Consider the following 19,432-nt stretch of genomic DNA (forward strand, 5'->3'; position numbering starts at 1 on the left):
ATTCGCCTTGCGCCAGATGCACCCGAAAGAGCGCTGAAGCGCAACTACGTACCTAAGAGTTAACCCTATAGAACCTATTTAATTTTCTCTTCTTTGAATCGGAATCTTGATCGTAAATTCAGTGCCTTTCCCCACCACAGAGAAACACTTGATTTCACCTTTGTGTTTTTCGACAATAATAGAATGAGAAATCGCCAAACCCATTCCCGTCCCCGAACCGATCGGTTTTGTAGTATAGAACGGATCAAATATCCGCTGCTTGACTTGATCGGTGATACCTGCACCGTTATCAGCAATTCTAATCGCAGCAAAATTACCTTCTACCTCTGTAGAAATGCGGATAATTGCTGAATTTGGAAGCGGTTCTTGTAAAGCGTCAATTGCATTCGCTATAATATTCATAAACACCTGATTCAATTGTCCGGCGTAACACTCTACCAGCGGCAATTGTCCGTATTCTTTAACGACTTGAATTGCTGGGCGATGGTACTCCGTACCCGCTGCGCTAACGGGCTGAACTTTCAGACGGTGTTCTAAAATCATCAACGTGCTGTCGATGCCTTCGTGAATGTTAACTTTTTTCATTTCAGATTCATCAAGGCGAGAGAAATTTCGCAAACTCCGCACGATATCTCGGATGCGAGTTGCTCCCACCTGCATCGAAGACAGCATTTTTGGCAAGTCGTCTAACAAGAAATCTAGCTCTAATGCCTCTACTTCCTCCTGAATAGCTGCGGTCGGTTCCGGGTATTCATCTCGATACATTTGCAGCAGTTTCATCAGGTTTGTGGTGTATTCTTCTGTGTAGGTAAGATTGCCAAAAATAAAGCTGACTGGGTTATTGATTTCGTGGGCAATTCCTGCTACCATCTGACCGAGACTCGACATTTTTTCTGCTTGCACGAGCTGGGTTTGAGCAAGCTTAAGTTCGCACAGAGTTGCTTCTAGTTGGGCAGTTTGTTCTCGCGCCATTCGGGCTGAATCGACGCTTTGGGTGTAGAGTTCGGATTGGCTGATGGCGATCGACAATTGATCGCCAATTGCCGATAGCAAATCCACTTCGTCTTGTGTCCACCTCCGCATCTCGCGACAAGCCACGCAGTCTACAACACCAATTAAACCCCCTGCACTATTGACTGGCAAATCCAACATAGATTTGTAACCCAGCTGCAAAAAGAACTCTCTTTCTATGGGATCGCTCCAAATTGAAACATCATCTATCTGGCAGATTTCCGATTTGGCTATTTTTTGTACCAGAGTCCCCGTTAGGTTAGCAGGATAATAACCCACAAGCGAGACCAAGTCATCATTTTTAGCTTCGTGGACGACATCCCAAGCGGGTATCTCGACATCGGATACATACCAAATAAACAAGCAGCGATCGAGTTGCAGCAAGTCGCGAATTTGGTGCACAGTTGTTGCTAATATAGTATCTAAATCGAGAGAAGCGCGGATTTGACTGCCTAACTGGTTGAGCAATTTTTGCTTCATGGCTGCTGATGAAGCTTCGGCGGCGACGAGGCGAGATGTTTCGTAAAGTTCGGCTTGATTAATGGCGATCGCCAATTGATTGCCCACAGCCACTAACAGTTCCACTTCCTCATCGCTCCAACACCGGATGCTGCTAGAAGCGCTACAGCAAATTACCCCTATTTTACCTGAAGATGTCTGAATGGGAATGTCCAGCATAGACTGTAATCCTATACACATGAAAAAATTCCGCTCTACTGGATCGGTAACATTTTTAAAATCATCCACCCGAATTATTTCAATATTGGCAATTCGCTCGGCTTTAGAACCAGTCAAGTTAGCCGGAAATACACCCAGCAAGGAAGGTAGTTCATCATTTTTTGCCTCGTATTCTACATTCCAAAATGCTGATGTTTCGTTGGTTATATACCAGATAAATATGCACCGTTCGAGCAGCAGCAATTCACGTATTTGCTGCACAGTTGTGGCCAAAATAGTGTCTAAATCGAGAGATTTGCGGATGTTGCTAGCTAGTTGGTTAAGCAGCGCTTCCTGCTCTGCTAATTTGCGGAATCTCGCTTCCGACTCTTGCAACTGTCTTTGAGCTTCTTTTTGTTTCGTTACGTCCAAACCCAAACCGATCAAGCCGATCGCATTACCGCAATCATCTTTGACCTGAGTTTTAATTATCTCCAACTGGTGGTATTCACCGTCAACCAACTGGAGCAATTCTTCAGAATAACAGGGAGGATCTTGGCTCCAGGCTTGTGCATCTGATACCATGCAGTTAGCAGATGCTTCTAATCCAAAAACTTCGGAATAGTGAGAGGCTGCTAAGAACTTCTCTTCGGGAATAGCTACATCTTCGCAGAAAGTTTTGTTGGCTAATAACATCCGCCCGCTAGCATTTGCCATCCACACCCAGATGGGAGCATTGTCAATAATTCCCCTCAAAGTTTGCTTTTGGGCGGCGAGAGCAAGTTCTGTTTGTTTGCGCTTGATTCCCAGGGCGATCGAATCGGCAATTGACGCAAAAGAAATCAGTGTAGATTCCGTCAACTCCTGGCGAGCAAACATGGCGATTACTCCCACCAACTGATTGTCAACAATCAACGGATATCCAGCAAAAGCCACCATTCCTTCTCGTTTCGCCCATTCTTTGTCGCTGACTCGGGCATCTTCTTGCACAGAATTAGTGAGGTGAGGTTGTCGCTCTCGGGCGATTAAACCAATCTTGAACTCGCCGACCGCAATGCGGCTGTGAGCGCCGTCAATGTGAGTATAAATCCCCGCACTTGCTTGCAATTCCAAGACATTTCCCTCTTCATTGAGCGTCCAAATCCGAGCAAACGCAGCATCCAGATGGCGCACAACTGCATCGGTACATTTTTGCAAAGTTGCAGGTAAAGTGCGGTTTTCAGTCAGAGCAATTCCCACATCTGCTGTGAATGAAGAAAGTTTCAATTGTTCTGCTAAAGCTTGTTCTGCGAATTTGCGATCTGTAACGTCGGCAGCAACACCGAGACGCTGCTGGATTTTGCCCGACTCTGTTCTGCTAAATACAATATCGCGACTGACTAACCAGCGCCAACTATTTTGTCTGTCGAGTACCCGATATTCGTACTCAACCACCTCGCCGTCGGGAGCATTTTCTATTTGCTGGATATATCTGGGAAATTTAGCTAAATCTTCAGGGTGGATAATTGTCGGCAACAGATTGCTGCCCATTTCTTGAACTTCTGCCACTGTATAGCCCAGGAGGTCGGTGATTTCGCGGTTGGCGTACACATTTCGCTGCTCTATTTCGTCGTAAACATAGAGAATATTCGGACTGGTATCGGCAATGCGCTCAACAAAATGCTGACTAGCTTGCAGCGCTGCTTCTGCAAGTTTTCGATCCGTAATGTCGGTGGAATTACCAATAATTCGGTAGATGCTGCCAGAGGCATCGTGCAGGGGCGTCATAGTTACGATAAACCAATTTTCTACACCTGCCAATTCGGCGCTATTTTCGTAAGAAATCGAGCTGTCTGCGGCCAAACAATCGACGTATCTTTGCCGAAAATTTGCTGCTACTGCTGGGGGAAACACTTCTTCGGGAGTTTTGCCTTTGACATCAGCACTCAAAATGCCTGTAGATGCTTCTGTAGCTGCATTCCAGCCTGCATAGCGGAACTCTCCGGCGGCGACATCTACCACGAAAATAACTTGATTCGATCCGTTATAGATGCTGTTTAAAAATTCTTCTTGTTCGCGCAATTGTGCTTCGGCTTGTTTGCGTTTTGTAATGTCGGTAGCACTTCCCACAATGCGACAAATTTTCCCAAATTCGTCTCGCAGCGGAGTCAGAGTTGTGATAAAGCAGACTTCTTGAGTCTCAAGACTAACAGATTCTTCGTAAGAAAGAGAGCTATTTTTTAGCAGGCATTCTCTTAATTTCTGCCGGAAAAACGCTGCCGTAGATGCTGGGAAAAGTTCTTCTGGAGTTTTGCCGCATCCTTCCTCCTTGCTGATGTTACTGAGTAACTCTGCTGCTCGATTCCAGCCGGCGTAGCGAAATTCTTCGTCTGCGCCGACATCTAGTACGAAAATACTGTAGTTCACACTGTCGTAGATGCTGCTCAGAAATTCTTTTTGCTGCCGCATTTCTGCCTCGGCGCGGCGGGCTGGGGTAATGTCGGAGTGGATGCCAACCCACTCGCGAACGCTGCCATCTGCATTCAATACGGGTATACCGCGCACGGTCATATACCTGTACTCGCCGTCGTGCCGCAGCAAGCGGTGTTCTATTGCGAATAAGGTGCGATCGGCAAGTGCCTCAGACCACATCCTGGCAGTATATTCTCTGTCGTCGGGATGGATGTTATTGAGCCACCCCCATCCTTTAATTTCGTCGTAAGTCGCTCCCGTAAATGCACTCCATCCTGTTTGTTCGGCGACAACTTCGCCTGCGGCGGTAGTATCCCAAATAATTTGGGAGGTGGCTTCAGTTAAACACCGATATTTTTGCTCGCTTTCTTGGAGAGCTTTTTCGGCTTGTTTGCGATCGCCAATATCAGAAATAGTGCCAATCATTCTCACCGGAGCATTATTTTCATCTCTTTCTACGACTTTCCCCCGCGCCAAAATCCATTTAAATTCGCCGGATTTAGCTAACATTCTATGCTCAACAGCATAGCCATTTTCTGGATTTTCCAAATAGGCATTTAATTTCTGGTTCAATACCAGTAAATCGTCGGGATAAACTAGCTGTGACAAACCGATCGCATTTGCTTGTAGTTCGTCTGGTTCGTAGCCCAACAAAGCACTGTACTCGTGGTTGCAATACATTTCGTCAGTAACTATATTCCAATCCCACATTCCGCTGTCGGAACCCCAAAGAGCTAGCTGCAACCGCTCTTCGCTGCGCCGCAGGGCGGCTTCTACCTGTTTGCGATCGCTAATATCGCGAGCAACTCCCACCACGCCCGTGATGTTTCCAGAGCGATCGCGCAAAGGGCTTTTGGTAGAAAGAAATGTCAGGATGTTGCCCTCACTATCTTTTACTAATTCTTCGATGCTTTCCTCAATCCCAGATTGCCAGATCCGGCGGTCATTTTCCGCCAGCATATTCGCAATCTCCAGCGGAAATAATTCGGCATCATTTTTGCCAAAAATTTCTGATTTTGGCTTGCCAATCATGCCCGCAACCGTAGAATTGACCAATAGGTAGCGGCCCTGAATATCTTTGACAAAAATGCTGTCGCCTGTACTTTCGATGACGTTTTCAAAGAGGATGTTACTTTCTTGTAGTGCTGCTTCTATTGCTTTCCGATCGCTGATGTCGCGTGATATACCAATGATGCCGATCGCATTTCCTTCCGAGTCGTACCAAGGGCATTTTGCTGTCAGAAATGTTTGCATTTGTCCATTTATATGGAGATTTTCTTCCTGATTGAAATGTATTCTTGATGCTAGAATTTCGATGTCTGAATCTATCATTCTTTTGGCTATTTCAGCGGGAAATAATTCTGTATCGTCTTTGCCTATAATTGCCTCAATAGGTTTTTCAAAAAAATTAGCTAGGGCAGAATTTCCGATCGCGTAGCGGCCTTGAATATCCTTGACAAAAATGACATCCGGCGTGCTTTCAATCACGGAACGCAAGATTGAATTGCTGTGCTGGAGCGACTCTTGGGCGAGTTTGCGATCGGTAACGTCGCGGGCGACAGCATAGATCAATTCTTCTTCGCAGAAAGGGCTAGCAGTCCAGGCTATCCACTTGTAAGACCCCTCGCGACACAGCCAGCGGTTTTCAAACCCAACGATATTATTCCCCGCAGCAATCCTTTCAGCTTGTTTTAGAGTAGTTTCGCGATCGCCTGGATGGACGAATTCAATGAAGAGTTTGCCCACCATTTCGGCTGGGGAATAGCCGAGGATTTTTTCGGCTGCTGGGTTGATGTGCTTAATATAACCGTCAAAAGCAACTACGCAGAGCATATCTGGCGACAGGCTAAAAAATCGATCGCCCTGGTTGAACTTGCTGGATTGGCGATCGTTATAGGCCCAGACAGCAGAGGCGTGCGATCGCGCGGACACCACCAACATGACAATATTGGCTACAGCCAAACATCCCAGGGCGAGTTGGCTCTTGCACAAACCATCGCCTCCGCCTGTTACCAGCAACCCGTTTAATACAAGCAGTACCACACTCGCAACTGAGAATACACTGCCTGAGGCGATCGTCGCGAGGCTGATTGTTTGTTCATACTGCATACTGCATTCTGCCTTCTGTCTGCTGGTGACTGCTGCCGTTAATTTTATCAATAATAGTTGCAGGAATTTAAACAATTTAGTGTTTTGTGATTCTTCTATATGAACTAGATCTTTCATTTTTTTGAATAAGTTTAATTTTTGATGAGTTAAGACTTAAAAACAACTCTAAAGATGTTAAAATACTTTCAACAGTTGACAGTTGACAGTTGACAGTTGACAGTTGACTATTTGAGAGCTACCTCTACCCTTAAGTCCGAGGATTGGAGTAATGAATAGTCTGATTTTAATTTCTCCCGAGCAGGCTTGGGGCTTTCAACCAATTCTTTCGGGTAAATTTTTTCTAGCTGGCGAAATCAAGCATTGGCATTTTTTCCTTATTTTATGCAACACAACCATAAAATTAAGTGTATTTACGGAATTAGCGAGTAATATTTTTTTAGCTGCGGTGCGGCTTTTATCATTTTTTGTAAGGGCATAAAGGGTTTATCTTTAATAATGGACTAGATATTGCTGTTGGTCATTGGACATTTGGCCTAATCTAGCTAGTCCAGCACGCAAAATTTAATTATCTAGAGTGCGCCTGAAGCACATTACCGCGTAAGAGTATCTTGTCAAACCACTTTTTGCGTAAGTTATGACCCGGTTTGATGTACTAAAATACTGCGGGGAACTCTCTGACTGCTGGTTGAAAAACCCGCACTCTCCGTCAAATTCAACCAAATTTCATACTACCTATTAATTGTGAAGTTAAAATGAAGATCGACTGTTGATTTATGAAAAAAAAATAAAAAGATGTTGGTAGGAGTTGTTAGTTAAACTCCTATGTTCCCGGGTAATTGGGAATTGGGAATGGATCCGTTGTACTTCGCGAGTGTTGCAAATTGCTATAACCGGACATTCTCCATACCGAAGGCAGAATCCAGTGTTAAGTGTTTAATTTGGATTTTGATTTTTTTAACTGTATTAATACAAGTTCACAAAACTCTTGCTACAATTATCAATCTGGTATTAATATCGTGTCCGGTTGATTACCATCACAAAAACGGTTTGTAGTGCGGACTTCAGTCCGCAGTATAAAGCGGACTGAAGTCCGCACTACAAACCTTGGTACAATCCATGTGTAGGCTTAATTCTGGGATTTGGTTAGAATTGTATCCCATCAAACCACCACAATCAAATTGGTTGGATGAGGCATTTAGTCCGATGCTGCCAAAGGCTCGGGGTTAATTTTAAGGACTAGATAATATCACATTTGTTGCGATTCATCCCCAGGCGATAGGGGCGCATTCGCAGCAGACAAAGCAGATTGGCGACCTAATTGCTGTTGCCGAATGCGCTCCAAATTCCCCGCCGGAATAGCAGCTATCAGTTGCCGCGTGTAAGCTTGCTGCGGTTGGCGGTAAATGCGCTCGGCTGTGCCAATTTCCTCGATTTTACCTTTGTTCATGACGATCGCGCGATCGCTCATAAACTTGACCACGCTCAAATCGTGAGAAATAAAAATATAAGTCAGTCCAAACTCTGTTTGCAACTCCTTGAGCAAATTTAAAACTTGCGCCTGCACCGATACATCCAATGCAGAAACCGATTCATCGCAAATAATAAACTTAGGATTCAAAGCCAAAGCTCTAGCAATACAAATTCGCTGCCGCTGTCCCCCGGAAAATTCGTGGGGGTAGCGCCGCATAAAATCGGGATTTAAACCCACTCTATCCAACAAATAAGCGGCGCGATCGCGCTTTTCTTTCGGGTTTTTGCCAAAGCTGTGAATCACCATCGGTTCCATCACCGCTTCCCCAACACTCAGGCGCGGATCGAGAGAACTATAAGGGTCTTGAAAGATAATTTGCAAATCGCGCCGCAGCCGGCGCAATTGGCGATCGTACTCTTTTTTGAGCCGATAATTAGCCATCCACTGCCCTCGGGAACTACTTTTGGTAGGAGGGGTAATTTCTTGACCTTCAAAAAACACTTTGCCGCTGGATATCGGAATTAATTGCAGCAATGCTCTCGCTAAAGTTGATTTACCGCAGCCAGATTCGCCGACTAAACCCAAAGTTTCGCCCGGGTAAACCTCAAAAGAAATATCGTTTACCGCCATAAACAAGCGTTTAGTTTCGCCAAACATTCCTTGCACCGGAAAACCGACTCGCAAGTTATTAACAGCTAGCAAAGGCTCGGAAATATTCGGCAGCCGAGGGGGTTTTCCGGTGGGAAAAGTGGAAAGTCCGCCGCTGCTGTCGCCGTCTAAATCGACATTTTTCTCGACAATTACCAATTCGCCGCTAGCATTTGTGGTGACTTCCATAAAATCGGAAACTGTCGGTAAGCGGCGCATTTGGCGTTCGAGAGTTGGGCGGCAAGCTAAGAGACCTTTTGTGTAAGGATGTTGGGGATTGCTGAAAATTTGCTCGATCGCACCGCATTCAACAATTTTACCTCGGTACATCACCGCCACCGTATCGGCAATTTCAGCAATGACGCCTAAATCGTGGGTAATAAAAATCATTGCCATGCCTCTAGAGTCCCGCAACTCGCGCAGCAAAGCTAAGATTGTTGCTTGCACGGTTACGTCTAAGGCTGTTGTCGGTTCGTCAGCAATTAATAAAGTGGGATTGCAAGAAATGGCCATCGCAATCATCACGCGCTGGATTTGACCGCCGGAGAGTTCGTGGGGATAGCGATCGAGCATAGCTTGTTTTTGGCTGTTGACTTGTGGCATGAAATCGCGATCGTCCTGGGCACCTGCTTCTTGCCGCAAAGCCAAACAGCGCTGCCGCAGTTCCTCGTCCCCCGGTAGCAGCTTCACCTCTTGCAATAGCGAAGCAGCTTTGCGCCGCGCTGCTGTCTGGGATATCTTTTGGTGGAGACAAATGGCTTCTGTGAGTTGAAAGCCGATCGTAAAAACGGGATTTAGCGAACTCATCGGCTCTTGAAAAATCGTCGCAATCTGGCTTCCCCGGTAGGTTTGTTTTTCCCGATCGGGCATTTCCAGCAGATTCACAGGCTGCTTGGTAACGCCATCTGCTGTCGGAGAAAACCATATTTCGCCCTGGATTTTCGTTAACGAACTTGACAGCAAACCCATAACAGCGAGGGATGTTACCGATTTTCCCGAACCCGACTCTCCGACAATTCCCAGAGTTTGCCCTCGCTTCACCTCAAAGGAAATGCCGTCAACAGCTTTGACTGTTGCGGACGCATTGTCTGCGTCCGCAGATTGAAATTCAACCCGCAGGTTGCGAACTTCTAGGACGGTTTCACTCATGGAAGTCTATGGCAAAAGTTAAAAGGAGATTAAGTGGATTGTAGCAGGGCCTGTTAAAGACAGAAGGCAGCGGGAAACTCTTAAATTTTCAGTTTTAAATTTTAAATTCTTTAACTGATGGTGATTTTCACGCTTAGTAAAAAAAATACAGATGCTACGGTAGGGACACTGCACTCCCTCCGCTACGCTTCGCCCAAGGCGTGTCAACTTAAGGCTGAAACCCTTGAGAAATATGGGTTTTATGCCAAGTCTAGATCCCCCTAAATCCCCCTTAAGAAGGGGGACTTTGAGTAACTTCTTGTCCCCCCCTTCTTAAGGGGGAGTAGGGGGCAAGCTAAGGGGGGATCTAAGTTTAATGGTCAAACAGCCATCTGTGACTGGGTTTGAGCTGGTTGTTGACACCAATGTGCAATGCCGTTTCCCTACTATATTTCATAGAATTGAAAACTGCCTATAACAACACCCAAAACTCAAAACCCAGAACTACTTAACTGCCGAATGCGGGGGAAGAATTTTCCTCAATAACCGATGACTTGAGTGCCAGCAGGCAGTGCAGTGGTCTCGGAGACCTTTTTAAACACGGTTGCCTGGTCGTTTAAGGAATTCGGTCTTGGCAGTCCGGGATTGGTGCCTTCCACCTGAAGGCGCATTTGACCTTCGGGAGTCAACTCAAAAACAGTCTCAACGGTTTCGGTCTTGTTGAGGCTGACATCCAGGTGCATCGGTTTTGCAGCGAGATTAACTTTATACCTCGTTTCTTTGGCGCAGGGGGCTCCGTCGGGGCATTTACCCATCATGAACAATTTGCCTTCTGGGGCAAAGACGAAGGTGAAAGACTGACCGGAGGGGATTGTACCTTGCCATTGACCTAGAAGTTGCTTGTCGATATTGCTAGCGGCGGGGGCTGCTGCTTCGGCAATTGTTGGTGCTGCTGCGGATGCTGGGCCTTGCGCGCCGTTGAAGCTGCTGGCGAGGATGCCGAAGCAAATGCCACCTGCGATCGCTTTGCCAATCATTTTTAAATTAGACATGAGACCGATCTCAAAATTGGTTGTTTGTTCTGTACACTGTAGCTATAAAACCGTAGTTTGTTTAATGTAAATCCCTTTTGGGTAAAATAAAATATATTGAGGTAAAATGGCATAAAAACCGCTGCAATTTCGGGAATCTGCCGAAAAAGTCGATTCCAATGTGTTCGAGCGCGATGATTGTGATGGTTCGCCGGTGCGCGATCGATCGCTTTTCTGTAGATGAAAGCAATTGCGCTGTTTTCGCAGCGGCGGATGTCTAAGATTCTGGTTGAGATTCTGGTTGAGATTCTGGTTGAGATTCCGGCGTAGCTTTCTGTTCTTTTCGATCTCGTTTTGTTCGCTCCAATGCCTCTGCGTAAGACCAAGCCACGCTCACAATCAAAGCTTTCCCAATACCGTCCAAATTTTTTTGTACATCGTCGTTATCCGGCGCTTGGGCTTTTGGGTTGCCATCGTTCGTCATATTTTTGTTTTCTCCCGGGCTGGTTTTTCTGGCGACTTTTTGCAATGTGCGATCGATACCCACAAATTATAATTTTTACGAGAAAAAATTGGTTGAAAGCCTCTCCCTTTGAGGGAGAAATTAAAATCAGACTATTCATTATTCCAATTCTCTGACTTAAGGGTAGAGGTCGCTCCTAAACTGTCAGCAGTCAGCAGTCAAAATTCAACTGTCAACTGTCAACTGTCAACTGTCAACTGTTGAATGCACCCTACTTATCTCTGAGGGTATGACCTTGATTACTAGGAATAATATCATAAAAACGCTGATTGGATGAGCTAATCAGAAAGAAACCTTAACTGCGCTGGTCGTCCGCAGCACTGACTCCTGCTGAAACCTGCGCTTGTAATTTTCGATAATTTCCTGAATAGCTCGATTTTTTTCCTGGCTAGTTTCATAAATCAAAATAACTATTTTAGAGTTTTCTCGAATCAATATTCCGCCCTGGTTGAGAAACTGCCCGGAACCGTCTAATACAGTTAGCCCTTCCCGAAAACGAGGGGTAATAACTTCCTTGACAAACTCCTGCCATTCTGACTCAGAAATTGTCTCGCCTCCGGGTTTAGTTAAGCCAAAATACAGTTCATCTTTGAGGAAGGTTTTTGGACTGGCGTTAGTATCGGAAGTTTCGGAAATTTGAGCGCGGGCAATTGTCCCCGGACAAATCGGCACGAGCAACAGCAGGCCTGCCAAGCAAAGACTGTTAAGATGTTTGTTCTTCATGTCATTATTTTCTATAAATAAACAAGTAGTAGGGTGCGCCAGTGCGATCGCTCTTTAACTACCGACTATGAGACTATTGGTACTGAGGCACCGCCCGAGCGATCGCACAATACCGATGCTACCGTTCGCGATATAATTTAACATAAAATGTGCAGATTAGTTTGTATAGCCTTTCTTAAAAAGATTCGCGGACGTAGTTGGGCTTCAGCCCTCTTTGTTTATTATTATATAAGCTGTCAGTCATACCTCATCTTTCTGAAAACCTCTATACTGCGGACTTAAGTCCGCACTACAAACCTTTTTTGTGATGGCGATCGATCGCAAATGATACCAGTCAACTAGCTTTTTCAAGCACAAATATCACCTTAACAGCAGCCAAATACTTATACCTCTTACTACAGTCATAACTTAGTTAAAAGCAGAAATAGTATTTTTCAGCACAGGGTTAGACTATTTTCAATCGATCGTGTTATACAGGCCAAATTTTCATTTCAAGCGATCGCCAGTTTTGACATCAAACCAGTGCAGCAACTGAGACGGAAAAACCAGCTCGACAATTTCGGAACTCCACTGACGGTCATTTGGGAGCAAAGCGCGCACCGTTACTGACTCCAAACCTTTAACTCGGACGCTAACTAAATTTTGCATTCCCAAGTTTTCTACTAAATAAACCTCACCTTTAATTGCCTCTGGATCTGGCTTCTTCCTGGCCTCTACATCTGCAAAGCTGAGGTGTTCCGGGCGAATTCCCAAGACAATCTCTGGTGGGACTGTCGGCAGATTTGGTAGCGGAACTCCAGAATCGCCCAACATCGCAAAATTTCCCTGGCATTTAAGCACTAGCAAATTCATTTGCGGGCTGCCTACAAAACCCGCTACAAACTGATTTGCCGGACGGTTATAAATCAAGTGTGGCGGGTCTAATTGCTGGATGCTGCCGCTGTTGAGAACTGCGACTTTTGTAGAAAGTGTCATTGCTTCGGTTTGGTCGTGGGTAACGTACACTACAGGGGCTTTTTGGGATGAAAACAATTGTTTGAGTTCGGCCCTAACTTTTTCTCGCAATAAGGCGTCGAGATTGCTTAAAGGTTCGTCGAGCAAAAATACTGCTGGTTGGCGCACTAAGGCGCGTCCGAGGGCTACTCGCTGCCGCTGTCCGCCTGATAGTTTACCCGGTTTGCGATCGACTAATTCGGTCAATCCGAGGGATGCTGCAACTTCTGTCACTAAGCGATCGATTTCGCTGTCGGATATTTTTCGGAGTTTGAGGCTGGATGCCATATTGTCGTACACTGTCATGTGCGGATACAGCGCGTAACTTTGAAAAACCATTGCAATATCCCGATCGCCCGGTCTGAGATATGTCACATCGCGATCGCCAATTCTAATCTCGCCTCTAGTCGGCTGTTCCAACCCTGCAATCAACCGCAGCGTGGTAGATTTGCCGCACCCGGAGGGCCCCAGCAAGGTCAGAAATTCGCCCTCGCTGACATCTAAGCTAATGTCTTTTACTGGTACAACTTTGGGGCTGTAGGTTTTATTGAGGTTTTTTAGTTGCAGTTTTGCCATGATTTTTTATTGGTTATTGGTTATTGGTTATTGGTTATTGGTTATTGGTTATTCGTCACTAGGAATCAACTTAGGAATGATAATTAAATAACTTACAATCTTTATTGTTCTTGTGGAATGGGCGTCCCGCCCGTTCTTTCTGGACGGGCGGGACGCCCATTCCACAAACTTGTGTAAATTATTTAATTCGCGATCCTTAACTATTTGACTGTTTTATTGACAAATTCACCACTCAAAACTCTCCTTACTATCCCTTGACAGCCCCGGCTGTTAAACCCTGAACGATGCGCCGTTGGAACACCAAAACCAGCAAAACCAAGGGTAAGGTTCCTAAAACTGTGGCTGCTGCGATCGGGCCGTAGGGAATCTCAAAGACTGATGCACCGCTGAGTTGAGCCGTGGCGACGGGAATTGTTTTTAGAGATTCGCGAGTCATAAATGTCAGTGCGAAAATAAACTCGTTCCAAGCTGAAATAAATGTCAAAATTCCGGTTGTGACTAAGGCGGGAAATGTCATCGGTAGCACGATTTGCCACAGCATTTGAAAGGTGTTGTAACCGTCAACTTTAGCTGCATCTTCTAAATCTTTTGGCAGTTGCTGAAAGAAACTCCGCATTACCAAAATTGTCAGCGGCAGATTGATGGCGGTGTAAGGGATAATTAAGGCTAAATAATTATTTCCTAAATCCAAAGCTTTGACTATTTCCAACAGTCCTAAAAATAACAACACCGCCGGAAATAGCGTCACAATTGTCACACTTGCCAGAATAATTCTCTCGCCCCACAGCCGCAATCTGGCTAATGCGTAAGCTGCGGGAGCACCTACTGCTAAACACAGCAGTGTGGAAGTAATGGAAACAAAAGCGCTATTTAAAATGTAAAGTGCAAACGGACGGCGCTGGAATAAGGACAGGTAATGATCGAAGGTAATTCGTGCGGGAATGTAGACGTTGGGAATTGCTGAGATATCGCCGTTTACTTTGAATGATGTCAGCACCTGCCAGATGATGGGTGCGAGGAAATAGGCGACAATTAATATCGCTGATAGGGGCAAGATTAATTGCCGGATGTTAAAGGGTTTTGTGGTAGGTTGTTCGCGGGCGATCGACATAGTTTATACCAATGAAAGGAACGTTTCATTCAGTTGACAGTTGACAGTTGACAGTTGACAGCTACCTCTACCTGGAAGGAAGAAGATTGAAGCAATGAATAGTCTGATTTTAATTTCTCCCTCAACGTATCTGATTCATTAACTACCACCAACCTAAAATCCCCAATCCCAAATCTAAACTTGAGTGGTGCGGGCTCTCGATAATAGGTAACTGGCGATCGCAACTGCGGCCACTAACAGCAAAAAAGTACACACCACCAAAGCCGCCCCGTACCCAAAGTCTAAATACCTCATCACCGTGCTGTAAATGTAGATAGAAACCGTCTCAGTCGCCCCAGCCGGCCCCCCTCCCGTCATCACCTGAATCAAGTCAAAAATGCCGAAAGCTTGGGCAAATCGAAACAGCAAAGCAATCACAATTTGGGGCATCAGCAGCGGCAAGGTAATTTGACGGAAACTCTGCCAACTACTGGCGCCGTCAATGGCGTGGGCTTCATACAAATCACCGGAAATCGATTGCAATCCCGCTAACAAAAGCAGACTGACAAACGGCGTAGTTTTCCAAACATCGGCTGTAATCACTGCCATCATTGCCAAAGTCGGATCTCCCAACCAGCTAATGCTCTTTTGAATCAATCCCAAGCGCAGTAAAATGTCGTTAATTACGCCGTATTGATCGTTAAAAATCCACGCCCAAGCTACACCCATCAATGCAGTAGGTAGCGCCCAAGGCAGCAGGGAAATTGTCCGCACAATGCCGCGCCCCGTGAAAGATTGATTTAAGACTAAGGCAATGCCCATGCCGAGAATTAATTCCAGCACAACAGAGGCAAAAGTAAAGACTGTGGTGTTGCTTAAAGTTTGCCAGAAACGCCCGTCGCCTAACATTCGACTGTAGTTAGCAAAGCCGGAAAAAACCAGTTTCAATTCAGTACCGAGGTTTTGGGTGAATAAACTCAGCCAAAACGCGCGCAAGATTGGGTAAGCAAATACTAGCAGCAGAATTATCAATGCTGGTGCTACTAATATCCATCCGGTTCTTTGTTCGCGCTGTCGCATCTTGTCTGATTGCATATTTTTTAGCCCTAATTTATCCCTCATTTACGGCTTTAGGACTGTCAACTGTCAACTGTCAACTGTCAACTGTCAACTGTTCAAGAAGCTTTTGGTTGTTTCAAACTTCCTAATAAATTGCGAGTTTCGCTAGCCGCCGCTTTCATTGCTTGTTCCGCAGTCATTCTCCCAGTAAAAGCTGAACTCAAATAGCGCTGCAAAATATCAGAAGCTTGAGCGTATTGTGCAATGGGCGGGCGCAAGGCTGGGCGTTCCACTACTTTTAAAAGTTGCGGGTAGTGGGGATATTTGGCGACTATTTCTTTGTCGGTAAATAGGGATTTGTAACTGGGAATTAAACCTGTTTCTAAAATGAATTTGCGCTGGGTTGCCTCGCTGGTGAGGTATTTAATTGCTTTCCAGGCTTGTTCTGGATGTTTTGATGTTTTGGATATTCCCCAGCCCCAGCCGCCCAAGCAAGAACCGCCTGTTTTACCGATACTGCTGAGCATTGGCTCGATCGCAATTTTGCCTCTCACTTTAGATCCCTCGGCATTTGCTAGCTTCCAAACATAGGGCCAGTTTCGCAAAAACAGCGCTTTGCCGTTTTGAAACAACAGCCTGGTTTCTTCTTCGCCGTAGGTAGTAACACCCGCTGGAGAGATGCCGGAGGCGATCGTATTTTTGAGAAATTCCACTGCTTTAATGGCCTCGGGTTTATCTAACCCAACTTCAAAAGTTTGAGGATTAGCCCAGAAGCCGCCGAAACCCGAGAGCACTTCGACAAACATCGCAGATACTCCCTCATATTGTTTACCTTGCCACAGATAACCCCAAGTTGCTTTTCCTTGTTGCTGTAAGTTTTGAGAGATTTTTACCATCTCTTCAAAATTTTTCGGTGCTGGAATTCCGGCTTGTTTTAAAATGTCTTTGCGGTAATAAAGCATTCCGGCATCCGAAGCGTGGGGAATTCGGTAAAGTTTGCCCCGATACCTTCCGCCTTCAACGTTACCGGGGATGAATTTTGCAAGTTGTTCGGGGGGAATTCTGTCGGTTAAATCCCTTACCCAACCTGCGGCGGCAAATTTGGGAACCCAAACGATATCCATGTTGATGATGTCGTAGGGCGATTCGCCTAAAAGAAAGGCAGATGTGTAAAGATTTTCTACGAGATTTGTGTCAAAGGGGCCTTCGACGAGGTTGATGCGAATATCGCGGTTTTTCTGTTCAAATTCTTTGACAAACGGTTTCCAGTTGGCAATGTCTTGGCCTTGCATTAACATGGTGAGCACAACTGGCTGCTGAGTCAGTGCGGGCAGAATAAATAACAGCAAGACGGCTGCTAATGTGACAGCGAATAAGGCTACAAGACGGGGGCGCTTTTGCCTTCGCTGGGGCGGGGAATTTATTTTGGGCATTGGCTTTTGAGATATGACTGTGCGATCGCCTTACTGATCTCATAACTCGCTTTCTTTCGTTTCGCGGGATTTACCGAGTTTGTGCAATGAAAATTTAAGTAAACTTTAGCTTACTTAATAATTGTTGAGTGAAAATTACAAATTTTGAGGTCACGAGTTCGATCGCAAGTTAAGTCAACATCTATCTACAGGCAGATGTTGAGATGAGTGTCTAATATCGTTGACGCTAGCATTGATATGATTCAATCGTTGGGGCGGTGCGTGAGTCATAGTCTCGAAGTGTGGATGTAAAGATTTCTCGCCCTCACGCACCCTACCAAGAAATAATTCTTATTCCTTATTCCCTCTGTCAACTGTCAACTGTCAACTGTCAACTGTCAACTGTCAACTGTCAACTCTTCCTTCTAAATACAAAAAACACCGCTCCTCAAAATAGGAGAACGGTGTATAGGGGGTGTTATGGGTTGTTGTCTGAAACTAACCCTAACAAATCGCCATTTGCTCCGGGTAGGCCTTGTGATGGTTAAAAAATTGGCACAAACCCAAACACCTACCGGGATCGCGATCGACATTTACGATTAGCCCAACCATTCCACAACAGAATCTTCCTTAGTGTTGGTGCGACGTTCAGGGGTTTCGCGCTCGAATTTCATGTGGACAGCGCGGTTTTGTTCGCCGTCTGCTGCTACTGCAAAAATCGGATAGTCGATCAAGCCGTCTTGGAAAGACATCTGGAAGCGGAAAGTGCCGTCAGCATTCAGTTTGATTGGCTGTCCGCCTACGTAGACGGTAGCATCGGGTTCGGTGGCGCCGTAGACGATCAGTTCGGCATCAGCAACTAACCAGAACTGGCGGGGGCGCATCGGGGCGGCAAAGCCAACTCCCGACATACCGACACCGGAGGACATACCCACACCTGACGCAGTGAGGCCAGACATACCCACACCTGACGCAGTGAGGCCGGACATACCCACACCTGACGCAGTGAGGCCGGACATACCCACACCTGACGCAGTGAGGCCGGACATACCCACACCTGACGCAGTGAGGGCAGACATTCCTGCCCCAGCCCACATTCCAACACCGGAGGGGAATACGTAGGAACTCAAAGCTTGTTCGTGGATTGCGGATTGCTGGATCGAACCTGCAACGTGCTGCATGGAACCGAACATCGAACCTGCTACGCGCATCGATTCTGCCGATTCTGCCATGCCGAAGATTTGTTCGTAGATGGCGTTGCCGGTGCTGTAAGCGATGCCGTTGGTTGCTTGTGCGATTTTCTTGGCCGGGGGAACCAGTTCGGCGAAGGTTTGGCCGCGCAAGTCTTCTTCCCAGTCGAGGGTGATGAATTGGTCTTCAATCCAGTCGCTGGGATAGATGGGCGGGACTCGGACTTCTGCCGATCGCGCCAACACCAACCAACGGCCGTCTGCACAGCGGTAGCCAATGTCGATCGCATAATCGCGATCGCTTACGGGGATTGGCACGTACCATTCCCGCGCCAGTTCGTCGCAGGGATATTCTTGAATGCTGTGGGGGCTTTGGATGTCGAGGTTAACATCTGTAACGTCGTAGATCCGCAGGGCGAGTTGCTGTCCGCCTTGGCGGCGCATTTCTTGTTTGCGATCGTTCGGGATATCCCAGTAGGTGTAAGCCCATTCTGGATCGCGGGGCATCAAAACAACCCGGCTTTCACCGTAACCGTTGGGCAAATCTGCTAAACCTTCATCTACAGACGCCAAAGAACCGCCTGTTCTATCTTCTTGACCTAGTTCAAACTTTGCTGCTTCCACTGCTTCTTGTGCCTCTAGTTTGCGAGATGGACTGTATGAAAACTTGTTGCGCTGAATTTCTTGAATTGATGCCAGAAGTTGCGATTTCCGCATCCGGCTGTAGCGAGAGACTCCACATTCGCTAGCAACTCTGCGGAGTTGTCGCAAAGTCATCTCTTCTAATGGTGGGCGTTCTTTTGCCATGAGTTTGTTCTCCACTAATTTGGATGGCGGGTTAGATTTTTCGATTCAACACTAATGTGTTGATTTTTTGAGTTAGAAACTCTTTTAAATACAATTACGATCGAGCTTCTGAATCTCTCCAACCTTTGAAGCCTTGCTGGTTTTTAGCTTGTCTTGTCCCCAATTGCGATCGGGGTTTTTGACTTATTGGCTTCTGCGCGCACCGTCCGATCTAAATAAAGCTTTATCTATCGATTCTTGATTGACAAGATCGATTGTGCGAGTGCGATCGGTGCTGCTAGCAACGCTGTGCCGGCAGCACACGCGCTATCTGACTCCCAAAGTTGCTCAATCAAAGCATTTCTTTGGGATCGCTTTGTCATGACTTAATGTTGCAGACAACTCCCGGTCTGGTCAAGGGGTCTTTTGCCTTAATCATGGGTACTTATACGCATTTTCGGGGATTCGGGGATCAATATGTCAGGGAATATTGATATTTTAGAGCGTCAGGGGATCGATGTTCGGACAAATATCAGGGTTTGATGACATATTCTGGGACGGGGCTGGTGATGGG

The 19,432-nt window shown here is 46.1% G+C and carries 13 protein-coding genes; 2 read left to right on the top strand and 11 right to left on the bottom strand.

The window, feature by feature from the left end; genetic code table 11:
* Window positions 1–78: 78 nt before the first annotated feature.
* A complete protein-coding gene (locus JGK07_RS07845) occupies window positions 79–6,345 on the bottom strand; it encodes a PAS domain S-box protein (protein WP_293224261.1) in 6,267 nt (2,088 codons plus the stop codon).
* A gap of 151 nt (window positions 6,346–6,496) precedes the next feature.
* Between JGK07_RS07845 and JGK07_RS07850 the strand changes: the two genes are divergently transcribed.
* Window positions 6,497–6,706, top strand: coding sequence for a hypothetical protein (locus JGK07_RS07850; RefSeq protein WP_293182595.1), 210 nt, complete (start codon window positions 6,497–6,499; stop codon window positions 6,704–6,706).
* A 768-nt stretch (window positions 6,707–7,474) separates the two neighbouring features.
* Here JGK07_RS07850 and JGK07_RS07855 read toward each other — a convergent pair.
* Entirely contained in the window at window positions 7,475–9,496 is a 2,022-nt protein-coding gene (locus JGK07_RS07855) for an ABC transporter ATP-binding protein (protein WP_293241967.1), read from the bottom strand.
* Window positions 9,497–10,014: 518 nt separating this feature from the next.
* On the bottom strand, window positions 10,015–10,527 hold the full coding sequence (locus JGK07_RS07860) for a hypothetical protein (RefSeq protein ID WP_293182591.1): 513 nt from the start codon (window positions 10,525–10,527) through the stop codon (window positions 10,015–10,017).
* Between the two features lie 77 nt (window positions 10,528–10,604).
* Between JGK07_RS07860 and JGK07_RS07865 the strand changes: the two genes are divergently transcribed.
* Window positions 10,605–10,787: a hypothetical protein gene (locus JGK07_RS07865; RefSeq protein ID WP_293182589.1), complete on the top strand. Its 183-nt coding sequence runs from the start codon at window positions 10,605–10,607 to the stop codon at window positions 10,785–10,787.
* On the opposite strand, the gene JGK07_RS07870 is transcribed toward JGK07_RS07865, so the two are convergent.
* From JGK07_RS07870 to JGK07_RS07905, 8 genes are all read right to left on the bottom strand, one after another.
* On the bottom strand, window positions 10,784–10,990 hold the full coding sequence (locus JGK07_RS07870) for a hypothetical protein (protein ID WP_293196734.1): 207 nt from the start codon (window positions 10,988–10,990) through the stop codon (window positions 10,784–10,786). The two genes, JGK07_RS07865 and JGK07_RS07870, sit on opposite strands and share 4 nt — an antisense overlap.
* A gap of 321 nt (window positions 10,991–11,311) precedes the next feature.
* Entirely contained in the window at window positions 11,312–11,752 is a 441-nt protein-coding gene (locus tag JGK07_RS07875) for a DUF3574 domain-containing protein (RefSeq protein WP_293190425.1), read from the bottom strand.
* 486 nt (window positions 11,753–12,238) lie between these two features.
* Window positions 12,239–13,321: an ABC transporter ATP-binding protein gene (locus tag JGK07_RS07880; RefSeq protein ID WP_293182583.1), complete on the bottom strand. Its 1,083-nt coding sequence runs from the start codon at window positions 13,319–13,321 to the stop codon at window positions 12,239–12,241.
* A gap of 247 nt (window positions 13,322–13,568) precedes the next feature.
* Window positions 13,569–14,432, bottom strand: coding sequence for a carbohydrate ABC transporter permease (locus tag JGK07_RS07885; protein ID WP_293182581.1), 864 nt, complete (start codon window positions 14,430–14,432; stop codon window positions 13,569–13,571).
* A 174-nt stretch (window positions 14,433–14,606) separates the two neighbouring features.
* Window positions 14,607–15,506 carry a carbohydrate ABC transporter permease gene (locus JGK07_RS07890; protein WP_293182579.1) on the bottom strand — a complete coding sequence of 300 codons (900 nt, stop codon included), beginning with the start codon at window positions 15,504–15,506 and terminating at the stop codon, window positions 14,607–14,609.
* Window positions 15,507–15,586: 80 nt separating this feature from the next.
* Complete coding sequence (locus tag JGK07_RS07895) at window positions 15,587–16,903, bottom strand: ABC transporter substrate-binding protein (protein ID WP_293182577.1); 1,317 nt, start codon at window positions 16,901–16,903, stop codon at window positions 15,587–15,589.
* Window positions 16,904–17,481: 578 nt separating this feature from the next.
* Window positions 17,482–18,879, bottom strand: coding sequence for a DUF4912 domain-containing protein (locus JGK07_RS07900; protein WP_293241964.1), 1,398 nt, complete (start codon window positions 18,877–18,879; stop codon window positions 17,482–17,484).
* 227 nt (window positions 18,880–19,106) lie between these two features.
* On the bottom strand, window positions 19,107–19,241 hold the full coding sequence (locus tag JGK07_RS07905) for a hypothetical protein (protein ID WP_293185226.1): 135 nt from the start codon (window positions 19,239–19,241) through the stop codon (window positions 19,107–19,109).
* Between the last annotated feature and the right edge of the window lie 191 nt (window positions 19,242–19,432).

Source organism: Microcoleus sp. PH2017_24_DOB_U_A (assembly GCF_020738205.1).
In the GTDB taxonomy this organism is placed as follows: domain Bacteria; phylum Cyanobacteriota; class Cyanobacteriia; order Cyanobacteriales; family Microcoleaceae; genus Microcoleus.